The following is a 20,666-nucleotide window of genomic DNA, read 5'->3' as shown; positions in this document are numbered from 1 at the left end:
GTGAGACTATCTTAGATTTCATGTCTCAATAGTAAGACTATGTCAGAAATAATGGTTTTTCGAATCAAGAGTGCGGTACAGGCTAGGTTTTGCAGCCTAAAAACAGAAAAAGCCACCCGAAGGTGGCTTTTTTAATTAGATGGGCTGTTACATCCCATAAGCGAGTATTACGCTTGTGGACGCATTGCCGGGAACAAGATCACGTCACGGATTGTGTGCGTATTTGTAAATAGCATCGCTAGACGATCAATACCAATACCTTGACCCGCTGTTGGCGGTAAGCCGTGCTCTAGTGCAGTAATGTAGTCTGCATCGTAGTACATCGCTTCGTCATCACCCGCGTCTTTTGCGTTAACTTGCGCTTTAAAACGCTCATCTTGGTCTTGTGCATCGTTAAGCTCAGAGAAACCATTCGCTACTTCACGGCCACCGATGAAGAACTCAAAGCGGTCTGTGAAGAATGGGTTGCTGTCGCTACGACGAGCCAATGGAGAAATATCCGCTGGGTAACCCGTGATGAACGTTGGTTGAATGAGCTGAGGCTCAGCCGTTTCACCAAAGATCTCTTCAAGAAGCTGACCACATGTCCAGAATTTCTCAACGTACAGACCCACTTCTTCTGCAATTTTAACCATCAATTCTCTGTTCTGAAGATCATCTTCAGTCAGAGCTTGAATGTTTGCATTTTCAGGCGTGTAGTGTTTGATTGCATCGAACATGCTCATGCGAGCGTAAGTGCCACCGAACTCAACCGTTTCGTCACCGTAAGGCATAGAAGTAGAACCAAGAACATCCATCGCTGCTGTGCTTAGCATCTCTTCAGTTAGATCCATTAGATCTTTGTAGTCAGAGTACGCTTGGTAGAATTCCATCATTGTGAATTCTGGGTTGTGACGTGGAGAGAGACCTTCGTTACGGAAGTTACGGTTGATCTCGAATACACGGTCAAAACCACCAACCACTAGACGCTTAAGGTAAAGCTCAGGTGCAACACGTAGGTACATGTCGATGTCTAATGCGTTGTGATGAGTGATGAATGGACGTGCTGTAGCACCGCCCGGGATCACGTGCATCATTGGCGTTTCAACTTCTAGGTAGCCTTTTGAGCTCATGAAGTTACGGATTGAAGACACAAGCTTAGAACGCACGATGAATGTGTTACGAGAGTCTTCGTTCACGATTAGATCAACGTAACGCTGACGGTAACGCATCTCTTGGTCAGTTAGACCGTGGAACTTCTCTGGTAGAGGACGAAGTGCTTTAGTTAGCAGTTCAAACTCTTCCATGTTCACGTAAAGGTCACCTTTACCAGATTTGTGAAGCGCACCTTTAACACCGATGATGTCACCGATATCTAGGCCTTGGTACTTCTCTTTCAGTACTTTTTGTACGTCTTTCGCTGCGTATGCTTGGATACGACCAGAAGTTTCTTGAATCGCAAGGAATGGACCACGCTTCGCCATAACACGACCAGCGATCGCAACGATATGGTTAAGCTCTTCTAGCTCTTCCTTAGTCTTCTCACCGAATTCCGCTTGAAGATCGCCAGCTAGGTGCTCACGACGGAAATCATTTGGGTGACCGTTCGCTTTGCAGTTTAAGCGGATGTGATCCAGCTTGCTACGGCGCTCAGCGATTAGTTTGTTCTCTTCAGGTGAAGAAGCTTCTTGTGCGTTTTCGTTTTGAACAGCATCAGTCATTAGAGATGTACCTTGCTTTTATAATTTGGACAGCTATATTTTTGAAAATATAGGCATTTTTACCAATATTATTGGTAAAGCTTAATAGTTGGTAAAGCTTACAGACCTGATTTCAGGCTAGCTTCAATAAACTTGTCTAAGTCACCGTCAAGAACCGCTTGAGTATTACGGTTTTCGATGCCGGTGCGCAAATCTTTGATACGAGAATCATCCAGTACGTAAGAGCGGATTTGACTGCCCCAACCAATGTCTGATTTCGTTTCTTCGCTCGCTTGTTTTTCAGCATTTTGTTTTTGAATCTCAAGTTCAAAAAGCTTAGCACGTAGCTGCTTCATCGCTTGGTCTTTGTTCTTATGCTGCGAACGGTCATTCTGACATTGAACCACGGTGTTGGTTGGAACGTGAGTAATACGTACCGCCGATTCCGTGGTGTTTACGTGTTGACCACCAGCACCAGAGGCACGGTATACGTCAATACGTAAGTCAGAAGGATTAATATCGATCGTAATGTTGTCATCAATCTCTGGGTAGATAAACGCAGATGCAAATGAAGTATGACGACGGCCACTTGAATCAAATGGTGACTTACGAACTAGACGGTGAACACCTGTCTCTGTACGTAACCAACCATAAGCGTATTCACCAGAAATACGTACCGTTGCGCCTTTAAGGCCAGCAACATCACCATCAGACACTTCGATCACTTCAGTCTTGAAGCCTTTCGAATCTGCCCAACGTAAGTACATACGCAACATCATTGAAGTCCAGTCTTGAGCTTCTGTACCGCCCGAGCCTGACTGTAAATCGATGTAGCAATCTGATGCGTCGTGATCGCCAGCAAACATACGACGGAATTCCAGTTTTTCTAGCTTAGCTTCTAGCTCTGCCAGTTCTGGTTCGATTTCGTCAAACGTTTCTTGGTCTTCTTCTTCAACCGCAAGCTCTAATAGACCCTCAACATCCTCAACACCTTGGTCAAGTTGGTCGATCGTTTCTACTACTGCTTCCAATGCAGAACGTTCTTTACCTAGCGCTTGAGCACGCTCAGGTTCGTTCCATACATCCGGTTGTTCTAATTCTGCGTTTACTTCTTCTAGACGCTCTTTTCTAGCGTCATAGTCAAAGATACCCCCTCAGGATATTTGTGCGTTCAGACACATCCTGCAGACGGTTTTTAATAGGATTGATTTCAAACATTTTAGCTCATCATTTATGAGTAGAATTTAACCGAAGAATTGTACTCAAAAGTGTGACGGAGATACAGAATTTTTTAGAGCGGAAAGCCAAGATTCAACAACTTAATGGAATATAAAATTGACAGACAGAAAAAACACGTGAAATTTGTAAGGGAAAGAAAGAAAACAAGCTCTGTTTTTGAACAGAGCTTGTTGAATTTGGGGCTAAATGATGAACATCATTCAGTGAACGATAACGCTATTTAGCTTCAACTATTTGGCTTCAATATAGTCAACCATCAACTGCAACGATTGGTTGCCACGAAACTCGTTGATATCCAGCTTAAATGCAAGATGAACCGTTTTCACGGACGCATCAGGCCAGCGACGTAAATCAACATTGAAAGCAATACCATCAATCATCACATTGGTTGGGTGGCCTTTGTATAGAGGTTCTAGCATCAATTTAAGGTGCTTTTCACCTACCAGTTTTTGATGCAGCACTTTAAACTCACCATCAAAGATGGGTTCTGGAAAAGCTTGGCCCCACGGACCACCTGAACGCAACGTCTCAGCGGTATGCATTGAGAACTCTTCAGGTAACAGCTCACCATCAGACAAGATAATACCCTTCAGTGCCGTCTCACCGAGTTCTTTACGCACAACGTCATCAAACATCTTGCTGAATCGCTCGAAGTCTTTTTCCATAATGGTTAAGCCAGCAGCCATTGCGTGACCACCAAACTTCAAGATCAGGCCAGGGTTTTGAGTATCGATTCTGTCTAGCGCATCGCGCATGTGCAAACCTGGAATCGAACGACATGAACCCTTAATGCTGCCTTCACCACCATCAGCAAATGCGATTACTGGGCGGTGGTATTTGTCTTTGATACGCGAAGCCAAAATACCAATCACACCTTGGTGCCAATCACGTTGGAACAGGGCTAAGCCGGAAGGCAAATCGTCTTTACCGAACTCAAGGCGCTCACAAAAAGCCATCGCCTCTTGTTTCATGCCCTCTTCGATCTCTTTACGTGTTTGGTTCAAGCCATCTAACTCGCTGGCCATTCGACGCGCGGCGTGAATGTTATTGCTCATCAACAACTCAACACCAAAAGACATGTCATCCAATCGGCCAGCCGCATTGATACGTGGACCAAGCGCAAAACCAAAATCGGAGGCAACCAATCGCTTAGCATCTCGCTTAGCAATTTCAATCAAGGCTTGAATACCCGGACGAGCTTTACCCGCACGAATGCGTTGTAGCCCTTGGTGCACCAAGATTCGGTTATTTTCATCAAGTGGAACCACATCCGCAACAGTACCCAGTGCCACTAGATCAATCAGTTCCATCAACTTAGGTTCTGTCATACCGTGTTGAGCAAACCAGCCCAACTTACGCATGTGAACACACAACGCCATCATCAGATAAAAGGCGACGCCAACACCCGCTAGCGCTTTTGAAGGAAATGCGCAGCTTTCTAGGTTCGGATTGACCATCGCATCGGCGATTGGCAGTTCATTGCCCGGTAAGTGATGATCGGTAACCAGCACATCAAGGCCTTGCTCTTTGGCGAAACGGACACCGTCAATCGAAGAGACACCATTGTCGACCGTCATGATCACTTCAGCGCCAAGTTCGATCGCCTGTTCGACAACCTCAGGGCTCAAGCCATAACCATCTTCAAAACGGTTTGGTACCAGATAATCAACGTTAGAGCTGCCCAACATACGCAGAGCAAGCACAGACAACGCCGAACTGGTTGCACCATCGGCATCAAAATCACCGACAATGATAATGCGTTTTTGCTGCTGAATCGCTTTGAACAACAGCTCAACCGCAGCATCAATGCCACCCAGTTTTTGATAAGAGTGCAAGCCTTTCGCTGCTGTCTCTAGTTGGTCAGCACTGTCGATTCCACGACTCACATAAATGCGCTTTAACAAGTCAGGTAAGTGAGCAGGTAAGACTGAAGTGTCGACCTCAGGACGGCGTTGGATCTCTATCATATAAAAATGGGCCTGATATTAATCAGGCCACTCCTTAAATCAAAAACATGGGGGATAATTTGGCAATACAGAAACGATATTATTGCTCTAAACGTTGAAGAAGTTGTGCTGGCGGTAAGTAACCACTCACCAACTCACCGCTTGCTAGTACGATAGCAGGTGTGCCATTGATGCCAAGCTCACGACCTAGTTGGTATTGTTTAGCGATGATCTGCTTCTGCTCTGCTAGGTCTTTACCAGACGCTGGCATTTGACGGTTTACTTTAGCATCGTGCATGGCTGTTTTTGGATCATCTGAAGCCCAGATTGCTGCCATTTGATCGGCAACTTGTCCTGTTGCACCTTGGCGTGGGTAAGCCATGTAACGAACGGTAATACCTAGATCGTTATAGCCTTGCATTTGGCTGTGCAGACGAACACAGTAGCCACAGGTAATGTCAGTAAATACCGTCACAACGTATTTTTCGTTATCGGCTTTATATTCGATAACCGTATCCGACATCGCCGCGACCTTTTCAGCATTCAGCGGAGCTTGACGCTCAGCCAGAACGTCACTGAATTTGCCGTTATCATCAAGAGAGTAAAGAGTGCCGGCTAGAAAGTGATCGCCCTCTGGAGAAGAAAAGATAATGCCACTGTTAGTTTGAATTTCTAATAGGCCATCGATGTCTGAAGGAACGATCTTCTCTACCTTGATACCGATTTTTTCAAAACGCTTAGTTAACGCTGCTGTATCAATAGCTTGAGCTGGAGCAACTTCTACGGCTGTTGATGTTTGTTCTACTTTCGCTTCTGATGCATTACATGCAGTAATCATGAGAGGAAGCACTAATAGAGGAAGACGGCGTAATACGCTCATTAAGTTCACCTTAAAAATAAATGGATTTAAGCACGTGGGTGATGCTGCGCGTGAATTTGCTTCAGCCTTTCGGTCGCCACATGAGTATAAATTTGGGTTGTCGATAAGTCACTATGCCCAAGCAACATCTGTACGACCCTGAGATCTGCGCCATAGTTCAGTAAATGAGTCGCAAAAGCGTGTCTTAATACGTGTGGTGACAATAGCTCTGTATCTATACCAGCAACAACCGAGTAATGCTTAATACGATACCAGAACGTCTGACGGGTCATTTGCTTGGCGCGTTTACTCGGAAAAACCACATCAGAACTGTTTTCGCCGAGCAGTTGTGGCCGACCTTGCTCAATAAAAGTCTCAATCCAGTCCACGGCATTTTCGCCCATTGGCACCAAGCGCTCTTTACCGCCTTTACCAATAACACGCACCACGCCTTGTCTTAGGCTGATATTTTCCATCGTCAAACTGACTAACTCGGTAACACGAAGACCAGTTGCATATAATAACTCAAGCATCGCTTTATCGCGAAGTTCAATAGGGTCATTAGGATCAGGAGCCTCTAGCAGCGCATTAACTTGCTCTTCACTCAAATCTTTTGGCAAGCGCTGTGGCAGCTTAGGGCTGATCAACAATGCACTCGGGTCATCGCCTCTCACTTTCTCGCGGTGCAAGTATTGGAACAAGCGACGAATCGCCGACAACATGCGAGCACGGGAAGTCTGCTTAAAATCGGCGTCGGCTAACCAACCTTGATAATCCTGTAACCCTGAAAGGCTTATAAAGTCGAGGCGGTAATTGTTCTTTTCCATCCACGTTAGAAGCTTGGACAAGTCGGTACGGTATGAGACAAGCGTATTCTCCGATAACCCCCTCTCCATCCACATAGCATCTAAAAACTGCTCAACGAGACCGTGGTCTGCGCTCTGCCCTTGAGGCGACTGCATAGTGTTACTCACAATATTGGAAACTGTTTTGAGAGTATGTCAGAGCAAATATGAATGCCATAAAAATTACGACTTGAGCGGATAATCGCTGCAATCAAAGTCGATTTATGGTTAGAATTCGCCATCTGAAATTAAAATCGAACGTTTGCTATGAAAATTGGATTATTTTACGGCTCAACCACCTGCTATACCGAAATGGCAGCAGAGAAAATTCGCGGCATTATTGGTGAAGACTTAGTTGATATCCATAACGTGAAAGAAACCCCTCTTTCTTTTATGGCGGACTACGACCTTCTACTGCTTGGTATCTCAACGTGGGATTTCGGTGAAATTCAAGAAGACTGGAATGAGTTGTGGGAAGACATCGCAACAACGCCAATGAAAGGTAAGGTGGTTGCTCTGTTTGGTCTAGGTGATCAAGAGGGCTACGGTGAATGGTTCCTAGATGCGATGGGTCTATTGCATGATGAACTGAAAACCGCAGGCGCTGAGTTTGTCGGCTTCTGGCCAAACGATGACAGCTACGAATTCGAAGCATCTAAAGCATTAACAGAAGACAAGTCTCAGTTTGTTGGTTTGGCTCTCGATGAAGATTCACAGTACGAACTCAGCGACGAACGTATCGCAACTTGGGTTGAACAAGTCCTCGTCGAGTACAGCGAAAAGCTATAAGTTCTGCTTCCTTAGAGTTCAGAACTAAGCACTACGAGCTAAGGGCTAAGAACTAAAAGCTTCAGGCAGAAAGAACATCATCGATTAGATACAAAAAGGCCTCATTACTGCGAAGTAATGAGGCCTTTTCTATTTCATCTCGAAGGACAATCTAATCTCAACGGAAGATTAAACGGTCTCTTCAGCCATCTCTTGTTCTGTTGCTTTACCAACAAAGAACATGCAGATGATTGCTGCAGCAGTTGGAAGTAACCAACCCATACCGATCTCGAACAATGGCAGCATCTTAAGTGCAGACACATCGACACCCGCTACTTTAGCACCATCAATAAGAGCAAACAGTAGAGACACTAATACAACCACACGGTAAGCGGCTTTTGGATTAGGGAAACGGCTACGCAAGAACGTCAGAGCAACCAACGCGATAGCGACTGGATACAGTGCAAACAGTACTGGAACAGACAGAGAAATCAGTTGAGAAAGGCCAACGTTCGCTACGGTTGCACAAGCTACACCGTTGATGATTACCCAAGTCTTGTAAGACAAAGGCGTTAGCGAGCTGAAGTAATCAGAACATGCTGAAACAAGGCCAATCGCCGTTGTTAGACACGCCAGCAATACGATCACTGAAAGCACTAGCTGACCTGATGGGCCAAACAGTGATTGAACGTAAAGGCTTAAGATAGCACCGCCATTGTCCGCACCCGCTGCGACTGTTGCGCTTGTTGCGCCCAAGAAGAACAGAGAGATGTAAACAAACGCTAGACCAGCCGCGGCAATACAACCTGCGCTGATAAGGTACTTAGTCGTCGCTGCACGATCAGTAATGCCCTTGCTGCGAATCGCATCAACAATCAGCATGCCAAACATCAACGAAGCAAACGTATCCATGGTGTTGTAGCCTTCAAGGAAACCTTTGGTCAGTGGCTGAGTAATGTACTCACCGTGAGCCGCAAGAATGTCGCCTTGTGGGTTAACGAACACAGCAACTGCCAGTACAACCAAACCAACAAATAGTGCAGGTGTCAGTACCTTGCCGATTACGTCGATAAGCTTACCTTGCGACCATGAGAAGAACATCGCTACCACAAAGAATGCAATCGAAAAAAGAGTGAGGTGAGCTTGAGAGGCATCGATGAAGAACGGTTTCACCGCCATCTCATAAGCAACAAGGCCGGTACGTGGCGCAGCAAATGCAGGACCGATGATGATAAAGATCAGCACTGCCATGATAGTTGCAGCTCGCTTTGGAAGATCTTTGGTTAGATGACCCCAAGAACCACCAGCCACTGCAACTGCGACGATAGTGATTAACGGCAGACCAACGGCGGTCAGCAGGAAACCAGACATCGCTGGAAGAAAGTGGTCACCAGCTAATTGGCCAGCAAGAGGTGGGAAGATGATGTTACCCGCACCTAAGAAAAACGCAAAAAGCATAAAGCCCAATGCCATTATATCTGTTAGTTTTAGACTCTGTTTCACAGATAATCCTTAATTATATTTATGAATTTATGTTGTGCTTACGTGAATGTTACAGCTAGAAGCTGCCAATCAATCTATAAAATAGTCGCGCATAATGACGAAACACTTGGCTAGCTGCAAGTCACCACAAAAAAACACCATATAAATTTGCATTTGAGAACCAAAAGCAGTGGATTCCACTAGATATGGAAATATTGCCATAATTATAAGCTAACCATAATTAACAACAATGAATTCTCAAATAGAACATTGAGCTATACAATTAATTAACATTAGAGCTAATCACTTAAAATATATCGATATCCAGAACATTCATGAAAGACAAAAAAACCGAAACCAAAAGCTTCAATTTCAAAAAATTCTCTATTTACGGAGGACAAAGTGGCATGCCCGTCAGTACCGATGGCGTGTTACTTGGCGCTTGGGTAAGCCTGCCACAAAGATCATGTGTACTCGATATTGGAACAGGAACAGGTCTGTTGGCCTTGATGGCCGCGCAGCGTTTTGAGGATGCTTCAATCTCTGCGATAGATATTGATCAGCACGCTATTGATGCAGCAACAGTCAATATTGAGCAGTCGCCTTGGCAAGATCGCATCTCCCTTCATCATGGCAGCGTGTTAACCACGGATTTCTCGCAACGATTTGATGCAATAATTTGTAATCCGCCCTACTTCAACTCTGGAGAGCAGGCACAGCAAAGCCAAAGAGCCACCGCGAGGCACACCAACAGCTTGGATCACCTTGAGCTTGCTCAGCGTTGTTTCGAGATAACGACCGATGCCGCCACCGCCAGTTTTATACTGCCGACGACCGAGGGAGAAGGCTTCATCAAGCTTGCCCAACAATGTGGTTGGTACCTAGCGAAGCGCCTTGATGTAAAAACAACAGACAGAAAACCGGCAATTCGAGTCCTGTTTGAATTGTCTAAAGATCCTGTTTGTGAGCAAGATTTGCAGCGTGAATCGCTTACGATCCATCACGATGGCGGTTATAGCGAGGCATTTATTGCCCTTACTAAAGATTTTTATCTCAAGATGTAGCAAATACCATGTGATCCTAATCACTAATGCTTCTATAATGTCCGACTACTCTTTTTTATCGTCTGCTTTTTGAGGCAGAAACATTTATTGCTTGTGGAGAAACAACAGTGATCAGAACCTTTGCAGAACTCGATCTAAACCAAGAGCTGCTTAAAGCAATTGACGAAATGGGCTACGAACGTCCAACACAGATACAAGCTGAAGCAATCCCGCAAGCGTTAGATGGAAGAGACGTTTTGGCTTCTGCGCCAACAGGTACTGGTAAAACAGCATCATTTGTATTGCCAGCACTGCAATACCTACTGGATTTCCCACGTAAGAAATCTGGCCCTGCACGTATGCTTATCCTGACGCCAACGCGTGAGCTAGCAATGCAGATCACCGAACAAGCACGTGAGCTTGCTAAATACACCAGCCTGAACATCTTTACGATCACGGGCGGTGTGATGTACCAAGAGCACGCTGACATCTTAAGTACAACCCAAGATATCGTGGTGGCAACACCCGGTCGTCTAATGGAGTACATCGAAGGCGAGCGTTTCGATTGTCGTGCGATTGAATGGCTGGTTCTCGATGAAGCCGACCGTATGCTAGACATGGGCTTTGGCCCTGTTGTTGACCGTCTGTCTGCAGAGTGTCGCTGGCGTAAACAAACTTTACTGTTCTCAGCAACGCTAGAAGGTAAAGGCATTGAAGGTTTCACTGAAGATCTACTGAAAAACCCAGCAGAGATCGATGCTAAATCATCACTGCGTGAACGTAAGAAGATCACTCAATGGTATCACCGCGCCGATTCAGCTAAGCACAAGCTTGATATCCTAAAACATATCATCACAGAGCAAGCTGAACGCAGCATCATCTTCTTGAAGACGCGTGATCGCCTAGGTGAGCTACGAGGTCAACTAGAAAGTGCACAGATTCCATGTGTGTGGATCCAAGGTGAAATGCCTCAAGATCGTCGTAACAACGCGATTTCTCGTTTCCGCGATGGTTCTATCAACGTACTGCTGGCAACTGACGTCGCAGCTCGTGGTATCGATCTTCCAGATGTGAGCCACGTTATTAACTACGACATGCCGCGTACAGCAGATGTCTACCTTCACCGTATCGGCCGTACGGCTCGTGCAGGTAAGAAAGGTAACGCGGTTTCTATCATTGAAGCGCACGATCAGCTAATGATTGAACGTGTGGCTCGTTACACTGAAGATGCGATCAAAGAACGCTTCATCGAAGGCATGCGCCCAACGCATAAGAAAGCCGCGGTAACGAAGAAGAAGAAACCGAAGAAAGAAGACAAGAAAGCGGTAGCTAAGCAAAAAATTGCTAAGAAAAAGAAAATCGCTAAGAAAAAGAAAGCCGTTAAGAACAAGTAATCTAACCGCCTTTCAATGATTCAATAAAAAGCCCCATGCAGTTATCTGCATGGGGCTTTTCTTTGTCTGGTTTATTATTGTCTGGCTTGTTATCAGGCTAAATAACTAGGCCTCTAATTTTAATTTCAGACTCAAACCGAGAGGAACTCATTAACTAAGAGTGACTAATTAACCAAGAGCTACTAGTTTTGCTCTTCACGCTTGAAGACAAGCTCTTTCGCATTCGACTCTTCTTCAACGAAGTAGTAACCCGCCGTATCAAATTTGGTCAGCGCTTCCACTGAATCGATTTTATTCTCAATGATGTAGCGAGCCATCATGCCACGCGCTTTCTTGGCGTAAAAGCTGATTACCTTGTACTGGCCATTCTTGCAGTCTTTAAAAACTGGCGTGATGATTTGACCATCAAGGCTCTTCGGCTTCACCGCTTTAAAGTATTCGTTCGATGCTAGGTTGATCAACACATTGTCGCCTTGAGTATTTAGCACTTCATTCAGCTTGTCTGTGATGATGTTGCCCCAGAACTGATACAAGTTAGTGCCACGCTCATTAGCTAAACGTGTGCCCATCTCTAGGCGGTAAGGCTGCATCAAATCCAATGGCTTCAATAACCCATATAAGCCAGAAAGCATGCGCAGGTGATTCTGTGCGTAATCAAAATCATCGTCCGACAGTGTTTCAGCATCTAAGCCTGTGTAGACGTCACCTTTGAACGCCAAAATAGCTTGGCGTGCGTTGTCTTGGGTAAAGGTCTCGCTCCATTGCTCAAAGCGCGCTACGTTCAGCCCAGCAATCTTATCGCTTACTTTCATCAGAGCTGAAACATCAGCAGGTGTCAGCTTGCGGCACTCTTCAATAAGCTCTGCAGAGTGTTCAACAAACTCTGGCTGGCTGAAGCGCTCAGTCGCTAATGGTGATTCGTAATCTAATGTCTTGGCTGGAGAAACGACAACTAACATAACTTTACCCTAATCGGTTATCTAACTGGATGCAGCTAGAGTATAGAAAAAACATCAACTTGTCTTTATGACTCTTCCTATTACTTTGATAGACAGATCTAACGATAAGTCGCTTACAAAGAAGAATCGCTTGCAAAGAAAAATCGTTAACAAAGAAAAAGTCGCAGACAAAGTAAAAATTACTCACCAAGAAAAATCGCAGACAGATAGAAATTGCAAACAGATAGAAATCGCAGGCAAAGAAAAAGGCTAAGGTCGAAACCTTAGCCTTTCTAATGATTTTAGGATGAGTGATGAATCACTCCAACAAGATTACTTCTTCTTGTTGTTAACCCAAATACCATCTTCCAATTGAGCCTTAAGCTCTGGGAAATCATCCGCATCAAACGTGGGTACTTTACCCGCGTCTAATTGACGGTTGTAGTCTTTCGCTAGCTTAATCACGATGCCCGATAGCAAGATGATCGCTACCAAGTTCACAATCGCCATTAGACCCATCGATACGTCAGCCAATGCCCATACCGTTGGCAATGTCGCCAAAGAACCGAACATAACCATACCCAGTACAACGATACGGAACAGCACGAGGCCCTTCTTGTTGTTGTGCTCTAGGAAGATAAGGTTTGTTTCAGCGTACGAGTAGTTTGCAATGATTGAAGTGAAAGCGAAGAAGAAAATCGCTACCGCTACAAAGATGCCACCCCATTCGCCCACTTGTGCCGTTAGTGCACGTTGCGTGAGTTCGATACCCGTTACTTCACCGTGTGGTACATATTCACCAGACATCAGGATGATTGCTACTGTTGCAGAACAGATAACAATTGTGTCCATGAACACACCTAGCATTTGCACATAACCTTGCGATGCAGGGTGCGGTGGGTAAGGCGTAGCAGAAGCTGCTGCGTTTGGCGCAGAACCCATACCCGCTTCGTTCGAGAACAAACCACGTTTGATGCCGTTAATCATCGCTTGTGCGATCGCGTAACCTAGGCCACCAGCTGCTGCTTCTTGCAGACCGAATGCACTCTTGAAGATAAGAGCCAGAACTTCAGGCACTTTCTCAATGTTCATTAGCATTACGTAGATAGCGATAGCTAAGTAAGCCAGTGCCATGATTGGAACAATGATTTCTGCAGTGCGGGCAATCTTACGGATACCACCGAAGATAACGAATGCAGAGATAATTACGATACCAACACCAACGTAGCCACGCTCAAAGTCGAATGCCGTGTTCATTGCACTTGCAATCGCGTTCGCTTGAACCGCGTTGAATACTAGACCAAATGCGATGATTAGGAAGATAGAGAATAGAACCCCCATCCAACGCATACCTAGGCCTTTCTCCATGTAGTATGCAGGGCCGCCACGGTAGTTACCGTCGTTATCACGCGTTTTGTATAGCTGAGCTAGTGTGCTTTCTGCAAATGATGTTGCCATACCTAGCATGGCGATTAGCCACATCCAGAAGATAGCACCAGGGCCACCGGCGGTTAGTGCCACAGCAACACCTGCCATGTTACCTGTACCTACACGAGCAGCAAGACTAGTACAAAGAGCTTGGAAAGAAGAGATACCAGCACTGTCTGCTTTACGGCTGTTTCTAAGAACAGAGAACATGTGGCCGAAATGGCGGAATTGAATGAAGCCTAGTCGTACAGTGAAGTAGATACCCACACCAACGAGTAAGTAAACTAAGATAGATCCCCAAAGGAGATCGTTCATCAAATTGATTAAGTCTGTCACGTGAACCTCGTAATTGAGTTTAAGCACCGATCTTGCTTCCGAGCCTTCCTCTAGATCACCTATGCCAGTGTCAATAGTTGTGTCGGCATTAGATTTATATTTATTTGTTGCGATCTAGATTGTAAATGTCGCTTCATGCATCCATTTTACGTATCAGTGTATTTTTTGACGGGCGGATAATGCAGCGAGACGGCCTAAAAATCAATATGCAAATACATTTATATTAAAATGACATTTCACTAATAACACACCTTTTGTTAACACAATTTTCAACAATACAGCCCAATAAAAGTCACATTATCGGGACATAATATCAACAACAACCAAGGTACCACCAAAACAAGAACGACATCCTATAAAGATGACGTCAGCCTAGGTTTTACAAGGTATAGTGAAGATCTGTATTTTTTTCTAGAGCAATGAGAACCCTCTACCGCACGGCACAATACGCACTTAAATGCATTATAGTAAAAATACCATTCCATTCGCACAATGAATTAACATTCCATAACCCCTAATTTAATCGTTTACTTAGGTTTGTTTGCTTGTTTTTTGTACATGAAAATCCCCACAATGTGTGAGCATGCATAAGAAAACAGAACAAAAACTTCATAGATTTGAAACAAATGAGAAACAAATCAAGGTTATTGTGAACCTAAATATGATATTTAATGGTTCGTAAGAACGATTCCCACGGAAGGAGATATGGCTTATGGATAGCTTTCAATTCGATGATCTATCAGAACTAGAAATGCCTCGTGCAACTCAAAAAACTCGCTCTAAACCACTCAAGCGTAAATGGCGTGAAATCGAGGCAATCAACGATCGTAGACAGCTTGAGAAAGAGCTCAGAGAGATGAATCTCGGTCTCGATTTTAGCCTTGATGATATAAAGCTTTAATCTGCACGACAAGAAATCAGATAGCAAAAGGCACCTATACAGGTGCCTTTTTTATTGTATGGAACCACTCTTCGATTTAGAGCACAATTTGAAAGCGAGCGTCTTAATAGAGAGCGCCTAATAATAGCAGCGTTTCAATACGACAACGGGCTACACGCACTCTTGCTCATTCTGTCGAACACGAGCCGCAAGTTGGCGGTACTGATCGGCAATTGTCTCTCCAAAGACAGGGTCATCTTCCGGTTGAAGCCATTGAGACTCTACTTCTTGCCAATCTTTGACCGTGAATGCCTTCACAATCATCGGTAACACATGCTTCTCTTCATATTCCATGTGCTTTCGTTGAGCTTTAACAAAGGCTTCAAGCTGTTCAATAAAGACTTGTTGAGGAACAACCGCATCTTGGAGGATCATATCGACCACACCTAAAAAGTCCGCTGTTTTCTCAGAAAGCAATTGATGTTCCAGCTCCAAGTCTTCAATCATTTGCTCGCTGCCATATTGCTTGAGGTAGTAACGATAAATAACGTCTTCTTTCGGGTGATGCACCTTATCTGAATGGTTCATGAGATAATGAACCACCTCTGCGATCAAGCTATAGTTTATTTCTCGCTCTTGTTTTAGATGCTCTAACTTATTGTTGAGTATCGCGAGCAAACGAGCCATATAGCCATGCTCTCGTCTTATCCTTTCAATCATCATAGTATTGCACTCCATTACACCTACTATTTACAAGTGTATACGAAGATACTCATTTATGATTTGACCCTGCTCAGAAAACCACCAACCTACAACTCTGTTGGTAATCGCCAATCTATAGGTTGTTGATCCATAGAAGAAAGTAGCTTGTTGGTTGTTGAGAAATGCTGACAACCAAAGAAGCCACGACGGGCGGATAATGGCGATGGATGAGGAGCGACCAAAACATGATGCTTGTTTTCATCAATAGCTTGGCCTTTCTTTTGGGCATGCGCGCCCCAGAGTAAGAATATGATCGGCTCAGAACGTTGATTTAGCTCAGCAATGATGGCATCGGTAAAGGTTTCCCAACCACACTTAGCATGTGAGTGTGCTTTTGCCTCTTCTACTGTCAGTACCGTATTCAACATTAATACCCCTTGAGATGCCCAAGTGTCGAGGTAACCATGACTCGGGATCTCAAAGCCGTCTATATCTTGTGCGAGTTCTTTGTACATATTACGTAGAGACGGTGGGATTTTAACGCCAGGCAGCACAGAGAATGCTAAGCCGTGAGCTTGGTTGGCACCGTGATAAGGGTCTTGCCCAAGGATAACCACGCGTACAGACTCAAAAGGCGTCATATCAAAAGCACTGAACACCAGCTCTTGAGGAGGGTAGACGGTTTTCCCACTATTGCGTTGCTGTTCAACAAACGCGAGCACACTCTGAAAGTACTCTTTGTCACGTTCATCATTAATAATGGATTCCCAAGTCTTTGGTGCGCTCATCGTTTTACTTCCCAATCATCAAGGTTTCTAGCGGCTTTCGCCAGACAAAAAAATAGCTGTATCGGCTAACTGTCCTAAATTAGGCTCTAGTTATACCTCATACAGCTATCAATAAACATGATGTGTAGGGTTCACTTGTTGATGAATCATAATAATCAGTTCAAGTTGTGTTTATCTCGATTAACCACTTTTCTGCTGTGTACGATGGTGCCCGTGGTTATGCACGTGACGGTTTGGTGTTGGTAAACGGCGTGCGACAGCAACAGTTGAAGTTTGGGTGATTGAATACATAAAGGCACCTCCTGTAAGACATCGTGAACTACATATTCACTTTAGTACTATGAAAGAAAGGTGCCAATTTTTAGAAATAGACGGAAATAAATTTCCCCCTCTATTATTACTCTTCTTCGCTCACTGCCGTTGCTGAGCGATGGAACATTCTAAGTTGTTGAATTTCCTCTTTCCAGATCGTCGAATCAATGGTTTCCAAGATAAGAGGAATACCATTAAAGCGAGAATCCGAGGCAATATACTCAAAACAATCCCAGCCAATCTCGCCTTTTCCTAAAGAATGATGTCGATCGACTCGGCTCGCAAACTCAGCTTTTGAATCATTGATGTGCATTGCTCTTAGATAGTGCATACCCACAATGCGCTCGAACTCAGCAAAAGTATGCTCACACGCTTCTGTTGTTCGTAAGTCATAACCGGCCGTAAACGTATGGCAAGTATCTAAACACACACCGACACGCGACTTATCTTCTACTTGGTCGATGATCTCTGCTAGGTGCTCAAATCTCCAACCCAGATTAGTCCCCTGCCCTGAGGTATTCTCAATCACTGCAATTACATCAGGCACCGCTTGGTGAGCCAAGTTGATAGACTCAGCGATCTTGGCCAAACATTCGCTTTCTGAGATTTTCTTCAAATGACTCCCAGGATGAAAATTCAAAAGCGAGAGTCCTAGTTGGTTACAACGCTCCATTTCATCAATAAAAGCCGCACGTGATTTCTCTAGCTTCTCTTCTTCTGGTGCTCCTAGGTTAATAAGGTAGGAGTCATGAGGAAGAATATTCTCAGCACTAAAGCCCAACATCTTACAGTTGGCTTTAAACGCACTAATGGTTTTCGCTTCCAGCGGCTTTGCTGCCCACTGTCTTTGGTTTTTGGTAAACAGCGCAAAAGCATTGGCACCGATCTCTCTTGCGCGCATTGGCGCCTGATCAACACCACCAGCAGCAGACACATGAGCACCAATAAACTTAATATTGGTTTGAGGTTTTGAGGATGAATGATTGTTTGTCATTAAATCACTTTACACTTTCAGGATGCTTAATAAATAAAGGGTCGTATCGTTTGTAGTTCAATAAAAACACAACAAATGTAGTAAACTTACAACAAATAAGACTGTTAAATATTTTTTATACTTTAAAATATTTTGTAATTACTTTGTTTTCAAAGGTTTTATTGATTTACCTCAATATAATCACCTTTGTAAAAATATGGTTTTTGGTTGTTTTTTGACTTAAATCAATGTTAACCTTACAGATATTAGGTATATATTACCCAGCTCAACAAAAATCGAAAGTTAACACCATAATCAAACCACATTCAGTGGACTAGGAGATAGTTATGATCCAAGGTATTCAAATTACTAAAGCAGCAAACGATGACCTACTAAACTCAATCTGGCTACTAGACAACGAAAAGAATGAAGCTCGTTGTGTTGTTGCTACTGCAGGTTTCGAAGCTGACCAAGTTATCTCAGCTGCAGACCTAGGCGACTACGAAAGCCGTGAAGTTGCAATCGAAGCAGCACCACGCATCGAAGGCGGTCAACACCTAAACGTTAACGTTCTTAAGCGTGAAACGTTAGAAGATGCAGTTGCTAACCCAGAGAACTACCCACAGCTAACTATCCGTGTATCGGGTTACGCTGTACGTTTCAACTCTCTAACGACTGAACAGCAACGTGACGTTATCGCACGTACGTTCACTGAGTCTCTATAATTTTTAGAGCTTGAATTAGAATACAAAAACGGCGCTCATTGAGCGCCGTTTTTATTTGTTCAACAATACAGATGTACGTTACGGTTGAACTCGACGAAGCACTACTTTTAGCGCTTCAAAATCATTATCAAGATCTTCAGATAACAACTCCATCGCCGCGTGTTTTGCTAGCGGGCCTGGCAGTTCAATATCCGTACCTAAAATATCATCAACCACTTCTTTGAATTTCGCTGGGTGTGCTGTACACAAGAACAGACCAGTTTCGTTCTCTTGCAGTTGCTCTTCCAGTAGACGGTAAGCAATCGCACCATGTGGTTCACATAGGTAACCCTGTGCTTTTAGGTCACGTACTGACTCAGCACTTTGCTCGTCAGATACCTTACCTTTACCTAGTGTATCTAAGCCCCAACCTTTCAGTTGGCAAAGCTCTTCAATACGAGGCCAGTTGTTTGGTTGGCTCACGTCCATCGCGTTTGATGTTGTTGCTACCGTTGGCTTTGGATCCCATTGCCCTGTTTCTAGGTAACGAGGAACCGTGTCATTTTCGTTGGTTGCAGCAATGAAACGCTTCACAGGTAGGCCTAGTGCTTTAGCAAGTAGACCTGCTGTAAGGTTACCAAAGTTACCACTTGGTACTGAGATAACAAGGTTCTCACGTTGCTCTTTAGTCAGCTGAGAAGCCGCCTCAAAGTAGTAACAGATCTGAGCCATTAAACGGCTGATGTTGATAGAGTTTGCCGAGTTAAGGCCAATCTCTTTACGCAGCTCAGCATCGTCAAATGCATCTTTCACTAGCGCCTGACACGCATCAAAGTCGCCATCGATCGCCACAGTATGGATGTTCTTGCCCAGCGTACAGAACAGCTTCTCTTGCAGTGGGCTGATCTTGCCTTTCGGGTAAAGGATCACAACATTGATGTCTTCCATACCGTAGAAAGCGTGCGCAACCGCCGCACCAGTATCACCTGATGTTGCCGTTAAAATAGTGATTTGACCACCATCTGAAACAGCTGCTAAAGATTGAGCCATAAAGCGGCCACCAAAATCTTTAAACGCGAGTGTTGGGCCGTGGAAAAGCTCAAGCGCGTAAACACCATCTTTTACTTGCTTGATAGGTGCAGGGAACTGGAACGCCGCATCTACCAATTGAGCAACCTGTTCTTTTGGTAGCTCATCGCCGATTAAAGCCGAAAGAATCTTTGAACTACGAGGGACAAAGTCCTCTGCTAGCAGCGCATCGATATCATCAAACTTTGGCAGTTCAGATGGGAAAAATAGACCTTGATTGCGGCCTAGACCTTGACGAACGGCTTGGCCAAAAGAGACTTGCTCGTCATTTTCTTTGATGTTGTACAGCTTCATAACTCACTTCCTGTAACGATCGAACCTTGCTTATCTAAGCGACAAACGTGGACGAATCCTTCTTCGTTTTGTACGTAATTTTGTTCTAACCAGCGTGCAACACGCTCGGCGACATCTTGTTCTTTGCAAATGCTAAATAGAGTTGGACCACTACCGGAGATCCCAGTAGCAAGCGCTCCAGCTGAGGTTGCGTATTTACGCGCATCAGCAAACCCTGGAAGCAGTTTCTCACGATATGGTTCAGCAATCACGTCTTTGATCATCTTCGCTGCTAGCTCTGGCTGACCAGAGTGGCAAGCATGGATGAAACCCGCTAAATGGCGACCATGAGCAATGACATCTTGGCGACGATATTGAGAAGGTAGAATCTCGCGAGCTTCTGCCGTTGAAACCTTAATGCCCGGATATGCCATTACCCAGTACCAGTCATCAAAACATGGAACTTCTTGACTAATGATACCTAACTCTTCCAGCATTAATTGCACACCACCAAGGTAACAGGGTGCAACGTTATCGTAGTGGATGCCACCTGAAATTTTACCTTCCATTTCGCCCATCAGAGCAAGCAGTTCAGTTTCATTCAGTGGCTGACCATGAAAACGGTTTAAAGCATCCAGTGCCGCAACAATTGAACAAGCACTTGAACCTAAACCAGAACCAATAGGCATGTTCTTTTCTAGTGTCATTTCCAAAGGCTTAACCGCAACGCCTTTTTTATCAAGCTCTCTAGAGAACACAACCCAGCAGTCGTAGACAATGTTTTCTTTGGTTTCAGTTGGCAGCTTAGAAACAAAACTGCCTGCTGTTTTTAGTGAGAATGATTCATCACCTGCTTTAACCATAACTCGGTCACCGAGCAGCGTGCCATCCACTGGAGACACAGCTGCCCCCAGCACATCAAACCCTACACTGACATTGCCGATTGATGCAGGCGCATAAACAACAACATCCATATCACTTGAACTCA

The 20,666-nt window shown here is 44.6% G+C and carries 19 protein-coding genes; 6 read left to right on the top strand and 13 right to left on the bottom strand.

Going from position 1 to position 20,666, the window contains the following annotated elements:
* Positions 1-167: 167 nt before the first annotated feature.
* From lysS to xerD, 5 genes are all read right to left on the bottom strand, one after another.
* On the bottom strand, positions 168-1,700 hold the full coding sequence (gene lysS / locus AC3CH4_RS02405; RefSeq protein ID WP_004735013.1) for a lysine--tRNA ligase: 1,533 nt from the start codon (positions 1,698-1,700) through the stop codon (positions 168-170).
* A gap of 98 nt (positions 1,701-1,798) precedes the next feature.
* A protein-coding gene (prfB, locus tag AC3CH4_RS02400) for a peptide chain release factor 2 (RefSeq protein ID WP_099426155.1) occupies positions 1,799-2,897 on the bottom strand; the annotation gives its coding sequence in 2 pieces (ribosomal slippage) (positions 1,799-2,821 and positions 2,823-2,897; 1,098 coding nt in all).
* Positions 2,898-3,148: 251 nt separating this feature from the next.
* Complete coding sequence (gene recJ, locus AC3CH4_RS02395; RefSeq protein ID WP_488543245.1) at positions 3,149-4,885, bottom strand: single-stranded-DNA-specific exonuclease RecJ; 1,737 nt, start codon at positions 4,883-4,885, stop codon at positions 3,149-3,151.
* Between the two features lie 79 nt (positions 4,886-4,964).
* Positions 4,965-5,744 (bottom strand): thioredoxin fold domain-containing protein, encoded by a 780-nt coding sequence (locus tag AC3CH4_RS02390; protein ID WP_017077716.1) that lies wholly within the window; start codon positions 5,742-5,744, stop codon positions 4,965-4,967.
* Positions 5,745-5,770: 26 nt separating this feature from the next.
* Positions 5,771-6,685: a site-specific tyrosine recombinase XerD gene (gene xerD / locus AC3CH4_RS02385; RefSeq protein ID WP_004735009.1), complete on the bottom strand. Its 915-nt coding sequence runs from the start codon at positions 6,683-6,685 to the stop codon at positions 5,771-5,773.
* 150 nt (positions 6,686-6,835) lie between these two features.
* Here xerD and fldB point away from each other — a divergent pair, with 150 nt between their 5' ends.
* A complete protein-coding gene (gene fldB / locus AC3CH4_RS02380; RefSeq protein ID WP_004735008.1) occupies positions 6,836-7,357 on the top strand; it encodes a flavodoxin FldB in 522 nt (173 codons plus the stop codon).
* A 168-nt stretch (positions 7,358-7,525) separates the two neighbouring features.
* Here the strand turns inward: fldB and brnQ are convergent, their stop codons facing one another.
* A complete protein-coding gene (brnQ, locus tag AC3CH4_RS02375; protein WP_017077715.1) occupies positions 7,526-8,839 on the bottom strand; it encodes a branched-chain amino acid transport system II carrier protein in 1,314 nt (437 codons plus the stop codon).
* Between the two features lie 314 nt (positions 8,840-9,153).
* Here brnQ and AC3CH4_RS02370 point away from each other — a divergent pair, with 314 nt between their 5' ends.
* Both AC3CH4_RS02370 and srmB read left to right on the top strand, forming a co-directional pair.
* Positions 9,154-9,882 (top strand): tRNA1(Val) (adenine(37)-N6)-methyltransferase, encoded by a 729-nt coding sequence (locus AC3CH4_RS02370; RefSeq protein WP_004735006.1) that lies wholly within the window; start codon positions 9,154-9,156, stop codon positions 9,880-9,882.
* A gap of 107 nt (positions 9,883-9,989) precedes the next feature.
* Positions 9,990-11,255: an ATP-dependent RNA helicase SrmB gene (gene srmB / locus AC3CH4_RS02365; RefSeq protein WP_054547801.1), complete on the top strand. Its 1,266-nt coding sequence runs from the start codon at positions 9,990-9,992 to the stop codon at positions 11,253-11,255.
* A gap of 182 nt (positions 11,256-11,437) precedes the next feature.
* Here the strand turns inward: srmB and yaaA are convergent, their stop codons facing one another.
* Positions 11,438-12,214 carry a peroxide stress protein YaaA gene (gene yaaA / locus AC3CH4_RS02360; protein ID WP_488543244.1) on the bottom strand — a complete coding sequence of 259 codons (777 nt, stop codon included), beginning with the start codon at positions 12,212-12,214 and terminating at the stop codon, positions 11,438-11,440.
* A gap of 130 nt (positions 12,215-12,344) precedes the next feature.
* Between yaaA and AC3CH4_RS02355 the strand changes: the two genes are divergently transcribed.
* Positions 12,345-12,467, top strand: a complete 123-nt coding sequence (locus tag AC3CH4_RS02355; protein WP_488518466.1) for a hypothetical protein — start codon at positions 12,345-12,347, stop codon at positions 12,465-12,467.
* A 59-nt stretch (positions 12,468-12,526) separates the two neighbouring features.
* On the opposite strand, the gene AC3CH4_RS02350 is transcribed toward AC3CH4_RS02355, so the two are convergent.
* Positions 12,527-13,957 carry an alanine/glycine:cation symporter family protein gene (locus AC3CH4_RS02350; protein WP_017084788.1) on the bottom strand — a complete coding sequence of 477 codons (1,431 nt, stop codon included), beginning with the start codon at positions 13,955-13,957 and terminating at the stop codon, positions 12,527-12,529.
* 712 nt (positions 13,958-14,669) lie between these two features.
* Between AC3CH4_RS02350 and AC3CH4_RS02345 the strand changes: the two genes are divergently transcribed.
* A complete protein-coding gene (locus tag AC3CH4_RS02345; protein WP_488543243.1) occupies positions 14,670-14,858 on the top strand; it encodes a DUF3545 family protein in 189 nt (62 codons plus the stop codon).
* Between the two features lie 150 nt (positions 14,859-15,008).
* On the opposite strand, the gene AC3CH4_RS02340 is transcribed toward AC3CH4_RS02345, so the two are convergent.
* From AC3CH4_RS02340 to nfo, 3 genes are all read right to left on the bottom strand, one after another.
* Positions 15,009-15,560, bottom strand: coding sequence for a hemerythrin domain-containing protein (locus tag AC3CH4_RS02340; protein ID WP_054547802.1), 552 nt, complete (start codon positions 15,558-15,560; stop codon positions 15,009-15,011).
* Between the two features lie 86 nt (positions 15,561-15,646).
* Positions 15,647-16,327: a uracil-DNA glycosylase gene (gene ung / locus AC3CH4_RS02335; RefSeq protein WP_171311867.1), complete on the bottom strand. Its 681-nt coding sequence runs from the start codon at positions 16,325-16,327 to the stop codon at positions 15,647-15,649.
* A 397-nt stretch (positions 16,328-16,724) separates the two neighbouring features.
* Positions 16,725-17,633, bottom strand: coding sequence for a deoxyribonuclease IV (gene nfo / locus AC3CH4_RS02330; RefSeq protein ID WP_488543242.1), 909 nt, complete (start codon positions 17,631-17,633; stop codon positions 16,725-16,727).
* A gap of 326 nt (positions 17,634-17,959) precedes the next feature.
* Here nfo and grcA point away from each other — a divergent pair, with 326 nt between their 5' ends.
* On the top strand, positions 17,960-18,337 hold the full coding sequence (grcA, locus tag AC3CH4_RS02325) for an autonomous glycyl radical cofactor GrcA (RefSeq protein ID WP_004734998.1): 378 nt from the start codon (positions 17,960-17,962) through the stop codon (positions 18,335-18,337).
* A gap of 78 nt (positions 18,338-18,415) precedes the next feature.
* On the opposite strand, the gene thrC is transcribed toward grcA, so the two are convergent.
* Positions 18,416-19,699: a threonine synthase gene (gene thrC / locus AC3CH4_RS02320; RefSeq protein WP_004734997.1), complete on the bottom strand. Its 1,284-nt coding sequence runs from the start codon at positions 19,697-19,699 to the stop codon at positions 18,416-18,418.
* On the bottom strand, positions 19,696-20,652 hold the full coding sequence (gene thrB / locus AC3CH4_RS02315) for a homoserine kinase (RefSeq protein WP_004734996.1): 957 nt from the start codon (positions 20,650-20,652) through the stop codon (positions 19,696-19,698). The genes thrC and thrB overlap by 4 nt, the downstream gene beginning before the upstream one ends.
* Positions 20,653-20,666 lie beyond the last annotated feature (14 nt).

It is taken from the genome of Vibrio sp. QJM3NY_26 (assembly GCF_057786005.1).
The sequence above is the reverse complement of the archived record's forward strand: the minus strand, read 5'-3'. Positions and strand labels throughout refer to the sequence as shown.